Consider the following 19,680-nt stretch of genomic DNA (forward strand, 5'->3'; position numbering starts at 1 on the left):
CCCTTTATGATTAGCGTGCTTATTCATAAGAAAAGTCTTACAAGGCACTTGACGCTTACTGACATTACTCGGACAAAAAAACACCATTCAAAAACTAATCTAAGAATATTAGAACATTCTTTAATTGTGACCATGAAGGTCGCTGAGGTGGGTGGATGAAGGAGAAGCCCAAGAAATGTGAGGAGATCGAGATGACTACTCAGCAATTTAATGAATTAAGAAAAAAGATTAATGACCTGACAGCGAGCCAATTAAAGTCGCTTCAAGGCGATATTAATCACTCTCTGAATAAAAAGGAAAGCCCGCTCCTGTCGAGTGAAGAACGTGAAATGCTTTCAAAACTGTTTGCTTAATCAAACAGATTAACAAAAGCACTTGCACGAATTTACAACACTTCCTATGCTAACAAAAGCATAACAAGTGAGAGAAGCAGCATGCCAATATCAGGAATTCAATCCGGATATCAAATGATTCAGCTATCGCAAAAGATGGCTGAAGACGCTGCCCATGACATCCAAAAAGACTTTGTGAAAGAAAACGACCTAGACTTCAATAAGGTCGAACTAGTCAAAGATTCCGAACTCTCATTTAACGCTCCTAACTTTACTCCCTCTTCAAATGCCGTCGAACCTTTGGTTAATTTGACTCAAGCCGCAAGCTACAACCGAATCGGCGCTTCTGTCGTTGATAAAAGTAATGAAGTGATTGGTAGCCTTCTCGATATACACGTTTAAGCATCCAAATTTCCAGTATTAGCTCCATCTGATGCACAAGTATTTGGGTTAATTTGTTTGTATCCACTTGCTTTCAAAAACATCACCTTTCAGATACAAAAAAGCGCGATAACTCATTGAGCTACCGCGCTTTGGCTTTATGTCCGTTTAACCGTTAGACAGAATGTTATTATTGAGTAGAGATTCAACGATCTCATTCGAGCTGAGCCCATTGAAGTCAATCGCGTCACCTAAGTGCTCAACTACAATGGTCTGATGCACATTCGTATCGGTGGTAATGTTCAACGATACCGCTTCTGTCGATGCGTCATAATCCGCTGAGATATGTCCTAACAGATCATCCATATCGATCATTGGGCTGTTCAGGTCAGAGATCACTTCACGTAAATCAATCATGTCTTCGTTCACCGTAAAGTCAGTGATGGTATCCACTGCCCCTTCATCAACCGAATCCACTGTCCACTTGAAGGTATCGCTGCCGTCACCACCAGTTAGGATATCTGAGCCTAGACCACCGATAAGCACATCATCACCATCGCCACCCACGATAAGGTCGTCACCTTCCCCACCGATTAAGTTAATGCCTGTGTCTCCACCAACTAGGTAGCTGTCGTCTGTTGCACTTGACTGATCAATATCGTCGTTATCACCGCTCACATCCAAGCTAATTTGGACAGGTGCAGACTGGGCTTCATCACCATTAGATTCTGTTGATATCGCGGTAACAGAAATATCGTAAGAACCGATATCAATACCACTGTTGGTGTCCGTCGCCACAATCTCTAGCGTATCAATTTCATCGCTTGGTACTGTCCAAGTGGTGCCATCGAAACTAATGCCTGATGGAGAAACACCACTTGTCACCTCTGCACTAGCAGGTACACCCGTTAGTTCCAGTGAAAGCACCTCGTCAATGTCCGTCAATGCAGCCATAATACCCACAATTGCAAGACCTTGGCTGCTCGCGGTTTGGCTAGCAGCAATTTGACGAACGTAGTTAAACTGAGGGTCGATACCTAACGTTGGCGCATCAGCCACTGGGGTCACATTGATAGTGAAATCTTGATTCGCCTCCAATGCTGTACCCGATGCATTTTCAAAGTACACACCGTTGTCTTCGACTTTAACCGATAAGGTGATTGAAGCAGCATCCACGTCTCCTGCATCCACAAAAACGCCCTCAGAAGCATCTGTCGCGCCAAGAACGGAGTTAATGTTATCTGGTGTACCCATTAGGATAATTTCACCAAACATACCCGCCCCTACAGTGACACCACTACCTGCCGGCGGCTCAACACGAACGTCACCTTCAGTCACTGCTAGAGTCACCGTCATGATTTCATTCGCCTGTGCACCAGTGAAGTCGATGTCGCTTACACTAATACCCGTAATTTTCTGACCATCGGCTTCGTTTATCGTATCCGTTACCGACGTAGCTGTGATTTCAGGTGCGTCATTGGTCGCTTCAACATTCAACACTGCTGTGCCAGCAATTGTGATTGGGTCTGGCGCACCGTTAGTGGTTCCGTCATCTGTGATTTCATAAGTGAAATTAACGTCACCAAAGAAGTCTGCAGCTGGTTCAAACGTCCATTCTGTCGCATTGACTTGCGTTAACGTACCCGCCGAAGGATCCGCCAGAGCAACATTACTAATGGTCAAGTTGTCCGATTCAGGGTCGCTCGCATTACTCAGAAGCTCTGTCGCAGTAATCGTCACCGCGCCGCCATCTTCTTCCGTACTGCTTAGCGTTACCTCAGATGTTACCGGAGAATCGTTCACCTCGGTGACTTCAAAGGTTGCCGTTCCTGACACTGTCTGAGGATCAGAAGCGCCGTTCGTCGTACCGTCATCAGTAATGGTGTAAGTCAGATTCACCGTGCCGTTATAGCCCGGCGCAGGTGTAAATGACCATGTACCTGAGACGTTATCGAAATCCAATGTACCGCTACTTGGGTCGGCCAATTGAACACTACTCACCGTCAACGTGTCGTTCTCAATATCAGACGCATTCGCTAATAAATCAGCTTGGGTAATCTCCACCGCCGCACTGTCTTCCGCTACATCAGAAAGTGTCACTTCAGACGTTGTTGGTGCATCGTTTACTTCCGTTACATTGAACGACGCGCTGCCATTAACCGATTTAGGATCGGATGCACCATCTGTCGTGCCATCATCTGTAATGGTGTACGTGATTTCAACTGGACCGTTGTAATCTGGTGCTGGAGTAAACTCCCACTCGCCAGTGCCGCTGTTGAAAGTAATGCTGCCCGAACTTGGATCGGTTAACTGAACATTGCTAACAGTGAGGTTGTCGTTTTCTACGTCTGTCGCATTCGCAATAAGATCCGCTTCAGAGATAGAGAACACACCACTGTCTTCTTCAATATCCGGTAGCGTCACTGGCGTAGTTTCTGGGGTATCGTTCACCGCTGTCACTTCAATATTGAAGCTGCTGCTGTTGGTATTTAGGGTGTCATCTACCCCACCAATCACGATACCTTCATTGCCTTGGTCATCGATTGTCACGTCCACCTGAACGTCACCAAAGAAGTTCAGGTCCGGATTAAATTCAATCAAACCGTTTGCAATGGCATTGTTTAGATCGGCCACAGTGCCTTTCAGCTCAACAGAGTCCGTACCATCACCGCTCACGGTTAGGTTGTAAGTAGTGATGAGCGTTGGGTTGAACTCCAAGATACCGCTATCTACATTAACATTGAGCACGTACTCAGCGTTCGGATCATCTAGCACCGCATCAACGTCTGTAATGCTGAAGCCATCAAGCAGTAACGGAGTATCCTCTTGCGTTTCAACATCCACTGTATTCACGAACTCTGGGCGATCGTTAACAGCTTCTACCTCGACATTAACATCGAACTCTTTTGGTGTGCCTAGGCTTTGGCTTCCATCTAAGCCAGTATCAACGGCCTGCACTTTAAACTCTAATGTGCCATTCCAAGAATTGTCGTTGCGATCGCCAGAGTTAAAGACCACTTTATCCAGATCTTGAGCATCAATCTCTAGAACGAACACACCGCCACCTTGGTCAACAAACGCCGTGCCGTCTGCAAGTTCAATACTTGCACCATCTGGCACATTTGTAATCTCGACACGTAGCGTTTCTGGATCGTTTTCTTGATAGTTCGCACCATCACCAATCGATTCTTTGTTATCAACTACCAGCGCATTGATGTTGATATCAATGTCCTCGCCTTCGTTACCTGACACCAAGGAATCTGGGTTTACATCAACATCATCACCAATTGGATCGATGGTGACCTTGAAAGTACCCGTATGCTCAGTCGGTACTTTCAACAGCTCTTCTTGAGTAAATACCGTGATACCGATATCCACCTCACCACTGAAGTTTTTCGGTGGTTGAATTTCAATGTCACTTAGGTCAATAGATGTCTGACCTGGGTTGGCAAGTTGAATACTCCATTCACCTCCGCCATTATTTTTGACCGTGTAATCAGACGAGTTTGAATCCACGAGAAAATCTGTTGGTAGCCCCGTGAGTTTCAAGGATACAAATTCTTCAGAGCCATCATTATCATTTAGGCTAATGGTGAGACCAGTGCCCGACTGACTGAGTGATATGAGCGTATCTTCATCACCCGATATCTCAATTGGCTGTGTAGGATCGGCGCCGCTGATCGTAATGTCATCCACAACAGGCGTAATTTCAAACGACACACTATCGGTGAATGTACGCACATCCACGTTATCTCCAGGATTCGCAAGCGTCGTTTGATCGATAAGAGCAGTATCGGTGATCTCTCCTTCAATGTTAATTTGAACCGTATTTTGTCCACCACCAACTGGGTAGTTCTCTTTCGGTTTGAATAAAACTTCATCCAAAGCACCCGCCGCAATCTCAGCAGCACTGAACTCAACACTTGTGCCTAATGAGTTACCACTCGAATCTACAAATTCGCCTAGAGTCGTATCATCCAGCGTCAATTTCACATTGGTAAGCGTTTCTCTCCCTGCCAATATGCCATTGCGATCGTCCGCAAAGTCGATATTCAAGTTCAGTTGAATCAGACCATCTTCATAGCCGACGCCATCATTGGTAGGGACATCAACACTCAGGTCATTTACTGGCTGTTTATCTGCGTCTAGGCCAAGCGTGCCAGTTATATCCAATGTGATATCTGGCGTCACATCAGTATCAAGCGGTTGATCACCAGAAGAACTCGGCACGTCCGCAATCGGCAATACTTGTACCGGGATAGATTCAAGTGTGCTCTTCTCATCACCTGACAATGTATCGGTAGTCACAAAGATAACAGGTAGCTCAAAGTCGCCTGCCCAGTCTTCACCAACACGTAAGGTGAGACTGTCTAAGCCCGTAATATTGCCACTAGCATCAATACTCGCTTGGAAAACGTATTTACCATCGACAAAGTCAACGTCTGTACCCACAACCACTAGGCCCGGAGGAGCCCCAGGGACAGAAGGGTCAATCACAACCGTAAGAACGTCTTCAACACCATCGCTGTTAATCGTGGTAAGTTTCGACGCAAGCTGCGAGCCAAAATCAATCAGATTGTCTTCATTAGCATCAATCTGGACGGTATTGTCTAAATCAATCTCAGCCGCCACACTCATTTGTGGTGCGATATCAGTTGGGAACTCTAAAGTGATATCGGTTTGACGAATAACGGTCGCGTCTTTCTCTACCGCATCTTCACCTAAGTCATTGACTTCAGCATAAATCGTCAAACCAATCGATGAGATACCACCATTGTCCGCATCATCAGAATCATCATTTGGCGTTAGGTCTAACCCCGCAGGTGCGATAATAGAAAAGTTTTCCTCGTCGGTGATCGTCCAACGGCCATCACCTTCATTAGAGGCACCAACAATGATTAATTGATCAAGAATTTCAGGGTCGGTATTGCTGAACTGCACAACTAGCTGCGTTACAACTTCATCTGACGAATTATCAAATTCTTGATATTTGATGATATTGGCGCCCGCTTGGCCACCTGCGGATGTATTAATAGTAAAGTCTATATGACCTAGCGCATCCGAGCTCACGACATCGGTCGTTGTACCTCCGGCATCTTCAACGAGAAGACGAGTTTGATCGACAATCGGCCCTGTTAAATCTTCTGCTTCAACAATTGGGTTAACAGTCACATTTACCGTACCGTTAATAACAGCTGAAGCAATACCCTCACCCGGATTACTCACATCGACATATTCAGCGTCAATTTCTTTCACTGTCACTTGGGTACTCAAGCTAAAATCAGTGCTCGAATCTTGCTCGAGTTGAACTTGGATGTAACCATCTTGAGTCACTCGCGCTGAGAAGTCTTGCTCTGACTCGCTAGCCGCAGGGGTCAACGTGATACTGCCGCCTGTTATCGTTTGAGCAACACCACCTACGTAGACAGTACTTCCTACAGGGAAGCCACTTATAGTCAGCTCCGCGTAAAACTCATCAGCATCAGGACTTTGAATTAGCGTTGGCTCCCAATCAATATTGATACGGGTATCTTCATCACCCTCTGAGCTCACAGCATAGTTATCTTGTGCATCAATAATAGGTTCAACTTTTACACGAATCTCTCGCTCGACAAGACGAGTATGGCCATCATTTTCCGTGACGATGATTGTACCGGTGATGTGGATATTCTCAGTTGACGAACTTTCAGGGATAATTTGGATCCCTGAGTTGAAGTTCAAACCAGTAATGTTAGCTTCATAAATTGGTTCGCCGTTGCCATCATAGCCAACAAAGGTTAGATCAACGTTACCACCATCAGAATCAACAAGCTGAACACCATCGGGAATATTTGAAAGTACAACGGTAAGAGATTCGGAAGTATCGAAAGGTCTGTCCTTCACTTCACCTGACACAACAGAGAAGTTCAGTAATGCGGCGCCATCTTCAGGAATCGTCGTCTCAATGCCTGACGTCGTACCATCATCAAATATGGACCAACTATTACTTTGATTTATTAGTATGACATCTGGAATATCAGCAACACCTTTCACCGCGACAATCACCGATTGCGTACCCAAAGAACGAATATCTTGAGCGGTGCCCGTTGATAGAGAGGCGTTGTCTTTCACAATACCCTCTACGTCAAACGTGAAGTCTTCGTTACTGTGTAACGGAGGAAGCACTTCAACATTAGCAAGGCTTGATTCTGGAATTTCGTAGTAAAGAACATTACCGCCACTGTCTGTAACTGTATTGATTTGGCTTGGATTTGCGGTATCAAGCCAAACTAACGTCACACCATCAATGGAGAAATTGTCTATGCGTACAAACAGCTCTTCTGACCCATCTATATCCGCAGAAGGTGTCATCTTAATCACTTCGCTCAGTTGCAGTGGGTCATGATCAGTCACTGGATCTACGGTGTCTTGAGTGCGAGCATTGTCCTCGAAGATATTAATTCGGTGAACCGTGAAGCTACCTTCATCCGCAATAGGATTCACGTCTATAACAATTTCTTCTGTATCAGAACGCGCTGTTTCTTTACCGGTTAACGGATTCGTTCCTTCGGTTGTGATGGCAGTGACATCGAGCTTGATTTGACCCGAGAAGTGCTCTGAAGGATCGACTTCAACCTCATTGATACGGCTTGCGTCAACAAGGTATTTGCCACCCGCTTCTGGAATAGGTGTACCATCTGAGTAAACCAACGTCGCATTGTCTCCACCCTCGGTAAAGACAAGTTCGTATACGATGGACTCTGGGTTGCTGATATCTTGCGTGTTCGCCTCAATGTCTAACTCAACATTGTTGCCATCTTCATCAACGGTATAATCGAAGGTGCTGCTCGCGTTCCACGTTGCAATATCTGCAACCGCATCAACTTCAATATCCAAGCGACCATTAATCGTGTGATCTGGCGTACCATTGTTAAGAATTTCCACACGGATACGAGGATCGATACCAGAAGCATCAGTTGAGGAATGGCGATCTGGTACAAAGTACAAGTTATCTAGCGAGACAAGCTCACCATTGAATGATTGTTCGACATTTGATGCATCAAGAACAACCGTATTGCCGACAGGCGTTAATTCAATGTAGTTGCCGCTACCGTCTCGATAGTAGAACGTACCGTTGTGAGTATTGGCATCTCGAATAGTGATGTCACCTAGGCTCTCGTTACGATCGATATCATGCAAATCGATAACCAAATCGACTTTCGCTGGCGTCACATCCAAGGTTGATAGGTTATCTTGGGTATTTGCAGAATCCACACCTGCGACAACACCACCACGACCTTGGTCCTCGAACGCGGTGATGGTTGACGTATTAATCTGCGCGTTACGGTCGGTGATTGAGATATCAACATCTGCATCACTAGTATCACCGTCACCATCGGTTGCAACAACGTTGATGGTGAAATCAATAGAGTCAGTTTCTGTATGATCAAGATCGTCATTCGGACGGAAAGACACGCGGCCGTCAGTTCGTACAATCAAACGACCGATTTCGGTATCCACTCCGTCAAGAACCTTGTGAACGAACACAACTTGGTTGCTGCCGTTCAAATCAACAGAGTCCGAGTCAACACCGTTTTGCTTGAAGTAAATGCCTGAATCATCAGCCGAGAATGAAGTCACTTGTGCACCGTCAGCACCAAGATCATCATCACCTTCTACAGGGTCTCGGAATAAGCGAACCGTACGGTTTCCTTGTCCCTCAATACGTGAAATAGACGCATCGTGCAGGGTTGGAACATCATCGGTAATCGTCACTGGTAAGTTAATACCGGCCGTATCGCCATCGACATCGGTCGCGAAGACTGGAAGATCGAGTATGAGTGTATCTTCGCCTTGGGTTGAGTGGTCTAGTGCACCCTCAAGCGTAAACTTGTAAGAGCCGTCAGCGTTCAAAACTAGCGTGAACACTGAGTTACCATCCGGTGTTTGACCTTGATAAGTAAAGTTGTTGTTGCTTACCGCGGTTTGAACTAACGTCACCGCGAGACCACCTGAAGTGACTCCTGGGATCGGGTTAGAAGTAAGATCCAACTGGTAAGAGACAACAGTATCTGCCCCTTCCACCGTATCGAAATTACCTGTTGCTTCTAGGCTGTCTTTGTTGGTTGCCTGAGAGCCATTAGCGAGATCATCCTCGTCAACAGCCAACGCATCTGCTGATGTAATTTCAGGAATGTCATCAACAATGGTGATTGGAAGGTTCAGTGATGATGACGTATCACCATCAAAATCTGTCACTGTAATTGGAATATCAATGACAAGGTTGTTTTCACCTTGAACAGCGTCATGGTCGATTGGTCCCAATAGTTCAAATTGGTAACTGTCGTTATTCGCATCAAGAGACAACGTGAAGATCTTAGTTGATGTGCCAGTAATGACCGCTTCGTAACTGGTTACACCACCAACCGAGCTCACCACATTCAACTCGATGCTGTTGCCGTTCGAAGTTAAGCCAGACACAACGGCATTGAGGTCAGAAACTTGGTAGCTGACAATCTCATCTGCACCATCAACGACTTCAAATCCACCAGTCAATACCGTTGAATCGCTACTTGTCGTGTCTGAGCCACCAGCAAGGTCATCTTCATCAACGGTTTGTTGGCTAGAGTCTGTCACTTTCACAATCGCTGGAACATCGTCCACCACGGTGATCGGCAAGGTGATGTTATTGGACACATCGCCGTCAAAATCGGTCGCGTTGACAGGGAAGTTGATGACTAACGAGTTTTCATCGTTACCCGCAGGATGATCAAGTGCACCCAACAGTTCAAATTCATAACTGTCTGCTGAACCATTTAGCGTCAGTTTAAAGACGGTGTCCGTCGTACCTTGTACATAAGCTCGGTACTCAATCACACCATTTGAATTTGAAAACTCAACCAACTCAAGCGGTTGACCACCTGAGGTAAGTCCAGAAACAGGCGACGTTAAGCTATCCAACTGGAAGCTAACGATAGAGTCGGCACCATCAGTAACGTCAAAGTTGCCGCCAATGATATTGGATTCTGGCGTGTCGTCCGAACCTTGGCTTGGAATATCATCCTCATCCACAGACAAGGTACTACCAGAGCTAATAGCATCAATGGTTGGTTTGTCATCTACGATCGTCACTGGCAAGGTCGCAGTGATGGTATCGTTGTCGCCATCTGTAATCTTCACAGGTAGATTCAACAAAATCTCATCAGAGTTAACCGCGTGATCTAACTGACCAGATAACTCAAAGTCGTATTTACCATCTTGATGAAGTGTCAACGTGAAGACCGTCACTCCGCCCGGAGTTTGCCCCACGTAAACAAGTGCGTCAGCAGTTGAGGCACTAGCGTCTTGAGAAAGCGTTACCTCTTCTCCACCCGATTTCAGATTCGGGATAGGATTTGAGCTTAGATCCAATTCGAAAGCATCAATACCATCTGCGCTAGTGACTTCGAATTCACCTGATACCGTTAATGGCTCTTTCGTACCATCAGAACCAAGAGGTAAGTCATCTTCGTCGACACGCAGACTTTCAATATTGGTAACAACTGGAACATCGTCCACAACGGTAATTGGCAATGTGAAGGCTGGTGAAGTATCACCATCATTATCTGTCGCCGTCACAGGGAGGTTAATAACAATCTCGTTTTGCTGATTACCATCTGGATGATCAAGCGGCTTCTGTAAATCGAACTCGTAGGTGTTGTTCGTTGCATCCAACGTTAGTTCGAACACCACTTCAGCAGGATTGCCAGCGACACCTTGGTATACGTTCACGCCGTTTGAGCTAGAAGACAGAACTAAGGTGATAGCGTCACCATCTGAAGTCAGTGACGCAACAGGCGTGGTCAGGTCACTCAGCTGAATAGAAGCAACTTGGTCAGCACCTTCGGTGATATCAAAAGTACCTGAAATAACAGTATCTTCTGCACTTGCAGCATCTGTACCTGCTGGTAGGTCATCTTCATCAACGGCTTGTTCGCTGCCTGCTAGTAAACCATCAATGGTCGGAACATCATCCACAACCGTAATTGGTAAGGTGATGTTGTTCGACACGTCTCCATCAAAATCAGTCGCGTTTATCGGCAAAGTGATGATTAGTTCATTTTGGCCATCTGCATTTGGATGATCGAGAGGAGCAAGCAAATCGAACGTGTAGCTATCATCGGAGGCATCAAGGGTCACACGGAATACTGGTGTCGTAGTGCCATCAATACGAGCTTCGTAGACTGAGACGCCACCTGCGTTTGATACTTCAACCATAACCAGTGATTGACCGCCAGAGGTCAGGCCTTGTACTGGCGTCGTTAGGTCAGAAACGCTGTACTCCACAATACCATCAGAGCCATCAGTCGCGATGAAGTTACCCGCAATGCTGTTCGACTGCGTACCATCAGATCCGATTGTTGGGATATCGTCCTCATCAACCGTTTGCACACTTGTGGCTTCGATGCCACCAAGTGTCGGCTTGTCATCAACGATCTTGACAGGAATTGTCTCAGCAGAGGTATCGCCATCAAAGTCTGTTGCAATGATTGGGAAGTTAAGCGTTAACTCATCACTATCAACAGCATGATCAATTGGCCCTTCTAGCGTGAAGTTGTAAGAGCCATCGGTATTCACTGTTAGCGTAAAGATCGCTTCAGTACCCGCTGTCGCCTCGTAAGTAAAGCTGCCATCAGCGTTTGCGGTTTCAATCAGCGTGACTGCCACGCCTTGTGATGTGAGTCCAGCCACTGGTGTTGCAGAAGCATCGAGCTGATAGCTCACTACTCGGTCAGAGCCTTGTGTGGTGGTGAAGTTGCCATCGATTGAAATCGGGTCAGTCTGATCTGAGCCAATCGTGCTTAAGTCATCTTCATCAACGGTAATGGCGTCGACGTCAGTAATGGTCGGCTTATCATCCACGATGGTGACTGGGATCGTTTCTGTGGTGGTATCACCATCAAAATCCGTCGCGATGATTGGGAAGTTCAGTGTCAACTCATCACTGTCTGTCGCATGGTCGATTGGCCCTTGAAGCGTGAAGTTGTATGAGCCATCCGTATTAACGGTCAGTGTAAATACGGCTTCAGTTCCTGCTGTCGCTTCATAAGTGTAGCTACCGTCGCCGTTTTCGGTTTCAGTCAGCGTGACGGCCACACCTTGTGATGTTAGACCGTCAACTGGCGTTGCAGCAGTATCTAATTGGTAGCTTACTACCCCATCAGAGCCTTGCGTTGTAGTAAAGTTGCCATCGATTGAAATTGGATCTGAGCCGTCAGAGCCAATCGTCGCTAAGTCATCTTCATCCACACGGATCGCGTCTACGTCGGTGATGGTTGGTTTATCGTCAACGATGGTGACAGGCAATGTTTCTGTTGAGGTATCGCCATCAAAATCTGTTGCGATAATCGGGAAGTCGATTTGTAGGCTGTCGCTATTCACCGCATGGTCTAGTGGGCCCTGCAGAGTAAAGGTGTAACTACCGTCTGGCTTCACCACCAATTCAAATACGGCATTGCCATCTGCTGTGGCAGTGTAAGTAAAACTGCCATCAACATTCGCTGTCCCAGCAAGCACGACAGGCTCACCGTGAGAGGTTAATCCTGCTACTGGGTCTGCCGTTGCATCAAGCTGGTATTTAACAACGCTGTCCGAGCCTTCAGTTGTGCTGAAAGAACCCGACATGAACGCATCATCGTTTTGGTCTGATCCAATTGAGCCGAGGTCATCTTCGTCCACCGTGAGTGGAACAACGTTGTCAATGGTTGGAACGTCATCAGTAATCGTGACTGGAATGGTCGCGGTTGTCGTGTCGCCATCAAAGTCGGTTGCAATGATTGGGAAGTTCAGAACTAATTCATCGCTGTTTAACGCATGATCAACCGGACCTTCTAGACGGAAGTTGTATGTGCCGTCTGCATTCACATTCATGGTGAAGACAGGATTGCCATCCGCGGTAGCCACGTAAGTAAAGCTGCCATCAGCATTCGCAGTCTCTACCAGAGTAACTGGCTCGCCTTGGGAGGTTAGCCCCGAAACAGGATCAGCAGTTGAATCAAGTTGGTAGCTCACCACACGGTCTGAACCTTGAGTAGTGGTGAACGCGCCTTCAACATAAACAGCGTCAGCTTGGTCTGAGCCAATACCTGATAAATCATCTTCGTCTACAGCCATAGGCACAACATTATCGATGATTGGTGCATCATCCGTAATGGTGACTGGAATGGTTGCCGAAGTCGTATCACCATCAAAATCGGTGGCAATAATTGGGAAATCAATCGTCAGGCTATCGCTGTTGGCGGCATGGTCAATTGGGCCTTGCAGCGTAAAGTCGTACGTACCATCTGTTGCTACATTCAACGTGAAGACGGGATTGCCGTCTGCGGTCGCAACATAAGTAAAGCTGCCGTCGCCATTCGCGGTTTCCACGAGGGTAATAGCCTCACCTTGAGAGGTCAGCCCCGCAACAGGATCAGCCGTTGAGTCCAGTTGATAGCTCACCACTCGGTCAGAGCCTTGAGTGGTGGTAAACGCGCCTTCAACGAACAGGTCGCCGCCTGGGTCTGAACCCACACCGGCAAGGTCATCTTCATCGACACTCAACGCATCCACCGCTGTGATGGTCGGTACATCATCAACAATCGTGACTGGAATAGTTTCAGTGACAGTGTCGCCATCAAAGTCGGTTGCGATAATTGGGAAGTTGAGTGTCAGCTCGTCACTATCAACCGCGTGATCAATTGGCCCTTCAAGCGTGAAGTTGTAAGAACCATCAGTATTTACAGTCAGCGTAAAGACCGCTTCAGACCCCGCTGTTGCTTCGTAGGTAAAGCTGCCATCACCGTTTGCGGTTTCTGTTAGCGTTACCGCTACACCCTGCGATGTTAAACCGTCAACCGGTGTTGATGTGCCATCGAGTTGGTAGCTCACCACTCGGTCTGAACCTTGTGTGGTGGTGAAGTTACCATCAATAGAAATTGGATTGCTTTGGTCTGAGCCAATTGACGCTAGGTCATCTTCATCAACCGTAATGGCGTCGACGTCAGTAATCACTGGCTTATCGTCCACGATCGTCACAGGGATAGTGGCATTTGTGGTGTCGCCATCAAAGTCGGTCGCGATGATTGGGAAGTTGAGTGTCAACTCATCGCTATCTACTGCGTGGTCGATTGGCCCTTCAAGCGTGAAGTTATAAGAGCCATCAGTGTTCACTGTCAGCATAAAGACCGCTTCAGAGCCCGCTGTTGCCTCGTAAGTAAAGCTGCCATCACCATTTGCGGTTTCAGTCAGCGTGACTGCCACGCCTTGTGATGTGAGTCCAGCCACTGGTGTTGCGGAAGCATCGAGCTGATAGCTCACCACTCGATCAGAGCCTTGTGTGGTGGTGAAGTTGCCATCGATTGAAATCGGGTCAGTCTGATCTGAGCCAATCGTGCTTAAGTCATCTTCATCAACGGTAATCGCATCGACATCAGTAATGGTCGGCTTATCATCCACGATGGTGACTGGGATCGTTTCTGTGGTGGTATCACCATCAAAATCCGTCGCGATGATTGGGAAGTTCAGTGTCAACTCATCACTGTCTGTCGCATGGTCGATTGGCCCTTGAAGCGTGAAGTTGTATGAGCCATCCGTATTAACGGTCAGTGTAAATACGGCTTCAGTTCCTGCTGTCGCCTCATAAGTGTAGCTACCGTCGCCGTTTGCAGTTTCCGTCAGCGTCACGGCCACACCTTGTGATGTTAGACCATTAACTGGCGTTGCAGCAGCATCTAATTGGTAGCTCACTACCCCATCAGAGCCTTGCGTTGTAGTAAAGTTGCCATCGATTGAAATTGGTTCTGAGCCGTCAGAGCCAATCGTCGCTAAGTCATCTTCATCCACACGGATTGTGTCTACGTCAGTGATGGTTGGTTTATCGTCAACGATGGTGACAGGCAATGTTTCTGTTGAGGTATCGCCATCAAAATCTGTCGCGATAATCGGGAAGTCGATTTGTAGGCTGTCGCTGTTCACCGCATGGTCTAGTGGGCCCTGCAGAGTAAAGGTGTAGCTGCCGTCTGGCTTCACCACCAATTCAAACACGGCATTGCCATCTGCTGTGGCAGTGTAAGTAAAGCTGCCATCGCCGTTAGCAGCTTCAGCAAGCACGACAGGCTCACCGTGAGAGGTCAACCCTGCTACTGGATCTGCCGTTGCATCAAGCTGGTATTTAACAACGCTGTCTGAGCCTTCAGTTGTGGTGAAAGAACCCGACATAAACGCATCATCGTTTTGGTCTGAACCTATTGAGGCGAGATCATCTTCGTCTACTGTCAGTGGGACAACGTTGTCGATGGTTGGAACGTCATCAGTAATCGTAACTGGAATGGTCGCGGTTGTCGTATCGCCATCAAAGTCTGTAGCAATGATTGGGAAGTTCAGTACTAGCTCATCGCTGTTTAACGCGTGATCAACTGGGCCTTCTAGACGGAAGTTGTATGTACCGTCAGCATTCACATTCATGGTGAAGACAGGATTGCCATCCGCGGTAGCCACGTAAGTGAAGCTGCCATCGGCATTCGCAGTCTCTACCAGAGTAACTGGCTCGCCTTGGGAGGTTAGCCCCGAAACAGGATCAGCCGTTGAATCAAGTTGGTAGCTCACCACACGGTCTGAACCTTGAGTGGTCGTGAACGCGCCTTCAACATAAACAGCGTTAGTTTGGTCTGAGCCGATACCTGATAAATCATCTTCGTCTACAGCCAGAGGCACAACATTATCGATGATTGGTGCATCATCCGTAATGGTGACTGGAATGGTTGCCGAAGTCGTATCACCATCAAAATCGGTGGCAATAATTGGGAAATCAATCGTCAGGCTATCGCTGTTGGCGGCATGGTCAATCGGGCCTTGCAGCGTAAAGTCGTACGTACCATCTGTTGCTACGTTTAACGTGAAAACAGGATTGCCGTCTGCGGTGGCCACATAGGTAAAGCTGCCGTCACCATTGGCGGTTTCCACCAAGGTAATCGCCTCACCCTGAGAGGTCAGCCCCGCGACAGGATCAACGGTTGAATCTAGTTGATAGCTCACCACTCGGTCAGAGCCTTGGGTAGTGGTAAACGCACCTTCAACGAACAAAGCACCGCCTGGGTCTGAACCCACGCCGGTAAGGTCATCTTCATCGACACTTAACGCATCCACCGCTGTGATGGTCGGTACATCATCAACAATCGTGACTGGAATAGTTTCAATGACAGTGTCGCCATCAAAGTCTGTCGCGATAATTGGGAAGTTGAGTGTCAGCTCGTCACTATCAACCGCGTGATCAATTGGCCCTTCAAGCGTGAAGTTGTAAGAGCCATCAGTATCTACTGTCAGAGTAAATACTGGGTTGCCACCCGCAGTAGCTTCATAAGTGAAACTACCATCACCATTTGCGTTTTCTGTCAGTGTGACAGCCACGCCTTGCGACATTAAACCGTCAACCGGTGTTGCAGAAGCATTAAGTTGGTAGCTCACTACTCGGTCAGAGCCTTGTGTGGTAGTAAAGTTACCATCAATAGAAATTGGATTACTTTGGTCTGAGCCAATTGAAGCTAGATCATCTTCGTCAACCGTAATGGCATCTACGTCAGTAATCACTGGCTTATCGTCCACAATCGTCACAGGGATCGTGGCATTTGTGGTGTCGCCATCAAAGTCGGTCGCGATGATTGGGAAGGTGAGTGTCAACTCATCGCTATCTACTGCGTGATCTATTGGACCTTCAAGCGTGAAGTTATAAGAGCCATCAGTGTTCACTGTCAGCGTAAAGACCGCTTCAGAGCCCGCTGTTGCCTCGTAAGTAAAGCTGCCATCACCATTTGCGGTTTCAGTCAGCGTGACTGCCACGCCTTGTGATGTGAGTCCAGCCACTGGTGTTGCGGAAGCATCGAGCTGATAGCTCACCACTCGATCAGAGCCTTGTGTGGTGGTGAAGTTGCCATCGATTGAAATCGGGTCAGTCTGATCTGAGCCAATCGTGCCTAAATCATCTTCATCAACGGTAATCGCATCGACATCGGTAATGGTCGGCTTATCATCCACGATGGTAACGGGCAGTACGATTTGGCTTGTGTCACCATCGAAATCGGTAGCAATAACGCTAAAATCAAGGGTTAAGCTGTCGCTATTTGCCGCATGGTCGATTGGACCTTGCAGCTCAAAACTGTACGAGCCGTCGGTATTCAAAATTAACGTGAAGACTGCGCTGCCATTTGCCGTTGCGCTGTAGGTATAGCTGCCGTCTGCATTTTGCGTTTCGGCAATGGAGACGGTTTGCCCTTGAGATTGCAGGCCATTTAAAGGATCAGCGTTCACATCCAACTGATACTGTACGACACCATCAGAACCCTGAGTTGTCGTGAACTGACCTTCAACCAACGTTGGCTGTGATTGGTCAGAGCCTACCGAACTTAAGTCATCTTCATCTACGGTAAGAGCAACAACGTCGTTAATGGTTGGCACATCATCAGTAATGGTTACCGGTAGAACAAGTGAACTGGTGTCACCGTCAAAGTCCGTTGCGACAATAGTGAAGTCTAGCGTTAAGCTATCGCTACCCACAGCATGATCGATTGAACCTTCAAGGGTAAATGAATAAGAACCGTCAGGGTTCACTTGTAAGGTGAAGATAGCGTCCCCTTCTGCCGTTGCAGAATAGGTAAAGCTGCCATCTGAGTTGGTTGTTTCCGTCAGAGAGATAGATCGACCCTGTGATTCCAACCCATTGAGTGGATCAGTGCTGCTCTCTAATTGATAACTTACAACACGGTCTGAGCCCTGAGTCGTCGTGAAGCTGCCTTGCGCGAGCACAGAATCGCTTTGATCGGAGCCGATGCTTGATAGATCATCTTCATCGACGGCTAGTGCCTCAACGCCATCAATCGTAGGAACGTCATCTTGAACTTGAATGACAATTTGCGCCGCTTCTGGTGTGTTCGAACCTTCGGTAATCGAGGAACGGTCGCCATCTGCATCTACCGCGTAAACTGGCAGTGAGAAAGTAAGCGAGTCATCGTTAGCACCCGTATGATCGAGTTGTTCATACAAGTTGAATTGGTATTCGCCCAATGTAGGCGCATCAATCGCCACATCAAATACGGTGATACGCACGCCATCCAGCTCAATGAAGCCTTCGTAAGTGCACACGCCGTTACTCTCGGACGCAAGTTCCAGTTGAACAACCTGCCCTTGAGATTGGAGTTCTCCACTAACATTAAACTCTGTAGGTTCCAACTCATAGTGATCAATGATGTCACTTCCGACCGCTGTCGTGATCGACCCAGTACCACTTATTACTACCGCGCCTTCCTGTGAACCTTGGTCAACCCCCGCCTCGTCTAAAGACAATCCCGTCACGTTTTCAATCACTGGATTATCGCCATCAAGGATGGTCATCGTAAAGGTGTTGCTTGCCGTATCTTGGTCAAAGTCGACGATTGTGGTTGGCAAAGAGAGCTCAATCGTATCTTCACCGTTTGTTTGTTCTAACGGCTTAAATTGCTCAAATTGGTAGGTACCATCAGTATTCAAACTGATGGTTAAGACGGTTTCATTCGAGCCCGCAATGGACAGGGTTATAGTACTGCCATCTTCAGAGAGTACCGCTTCTGTCGCCTGATTATCACTCAATAGGCCATCGAATTGACTAAGTCCTTCTTGATTAAACGTGACCGTTGCCAATTGATCACTACCTATATCAACAAAGGTGCCAGTGATTGGTGTAGAAGAAGATTCAACGTTTTCAAAAGTAACGTTTTGCGGCGCAGGATCATCGCCATCAATAACGGTTGTCGTAAAATCGATAGGCGCTTGAATGCTGTTGCCACCAATATCTGCGCCAGTAATATCAAAAGCGATATTGATTTGATCACCGGAGATCGATACTTGGCCATCAGCAACAGACGCGACATGGTCAATACCCTGGCTAATCGTGGTAACGACCTCTAACTCTAAATCACGGCCTAAAGATGTCGCTTCGATCTCGATACGAAGCACTTCGTTACCTTCTTGAGTACCGACAATGGCATTTTGCGCTTCGTCATAAACGAACGCCACTGGCTGACCACCAGAGGTAATATCACTGTTAAGCTCACTTAACAAAGACTCTAAAGAAGACGTTTCGGGTACAAATGAAGTAGTATCAAGTGCGAGATCCCCTGCTTCAACCAGCACACTAGACGAAATGGTTTGCGGGTAGCTTGATAGAGAAATTGAGCCTTCTGTTACTTGAGAAGAAAGAGACTGACCGCCGTCAGCAAAAATGGTGATGTCGAGGCCATCAATATCATCGTCGGTTTCGGTATCACCGCTTGGAGCCGATGTCTCGAAGAATGTTGATGCGAGTACTTCAGGATTGTTGTACTCAATGGTAACAAAGCCCGCATTCGCAGAACCGGAACCACCACCTCCGCCAGGGCCTGCAGCGGTTGCTTCTAAAATGGCGGTAGGGTCGGCACCTTCCAAAATGGCTTGTTGAATCGCAGCCACGTCTTCTGCACCAAACTCAGCGTTTGCCGCTGCCGTTGGGTCAACATTGACTTGTCCGTCAACAGGCGCTTGAACGACCGCTTCCGTCGGTACGGCTTCAGGTGTCGGCGCTGGAATGCACGCCACACAATTTTCGTCCACTAAATAGAGAGAACCTTCCGCTAACACTTCAATCGAAGCGCCGTTTTCAGTGATAATGACATCACCCGGAACCAGTGTATCTCCAACGTTAACCGCTCTGACCTTCCCCTCAAGGTCTAAAGCGTAAACATCCCCTTCGACAGCGTCTACAATGACGGCTTGCGGCACAGCTTGTGTACTCATCTGACCCCCGCTAAATGGTTAACGTCTTTACGTTAGACCTTTATAAATTATTTTAGTTTATCGGAATGTGATTCACATTTTCTCATACGCTGATTTAACTAACTATTGAGTCAATAAACAATCATATTTTGCACTTTCGTTAATCAGTCGAAACGAAATCAGGATATAG

3 protein-coding genes are annotated in these 19,680 nt (G+C 47.3%); 2 read left to right on the forward strand and 1 reads right to left on the reverse strand.

Annotated elements, in window-relative coordinates:
- Positions 1-191 precede the first annotated feature (191 nt).
- Positions 192-353, forward strand: a complete 162-nt coding sequence (locus ITG12_RS21040; protein ID WP_164492032.1) for a hypothetical protein — start codon at positions 192-194, stop codon at positions 351-353.
- Positions 354-467: 114 nt separating this feature from the next.
- A complete protein-coding gene (locus ITG12_RS21045; RefSeq protein ID WP_038867958.1) occupies positions 468-734 on the forward strand; it encodes a hypothetical protein in 267 nt (88 codons plus the stop codon).
- Between the two features lie 147 nt (positions 735-881).
- Here the strand turns inward: ITG12_RS21045 and ITG12_RS21050 are convergent, their stop codons facing one another.
- Complete coding sequence (locus ITG12_RS21050) at positions 882-19,511, reverse strand: retention module-containing protein (RefSeq protein WP_248874999.1); 18,630 nt, start codon at positions 19,509-19,511, stop codon at positions 882-884.
- Between the last annotated feature and the right edge of the window lie 169 nt (positions 19,512-19,680).

The sequence above is a fragment of the Vibrio sp. ED002 genome, from assembly GCF_023277445.1.
Lineage (GTDB): Bacteria > Pseudomonadota > Gammaproteobacteria > Enterobacterales > Vibrionaceae > Vibrio > Vibrio jasicida.

Excerpts from the sequence above, each read along its gene's own strand:
- ITG12_RS21040 (WP_164492032.1), top strand. The coding sequence starts at position 192 with ATGACTACTCAGCAATTTAATGAATTAAGAAAAAAGATTAATGACCTG.
- ITG12_RS21045 (WP_038867958.1), top strand. The coding sequence starts at position 468 with ATGATTCAGCTATCGCAAAAGATGGCTGAAGACGCTGCCCATGACATC.
- ITG12_RS21050 (WP_248874999.1), bottom strand. The coding sequence starts at position 19,511 with ATGAGTACACAAGCTGTGCCGCAAGCCGTCATTGTAGACGCTGTCGAA.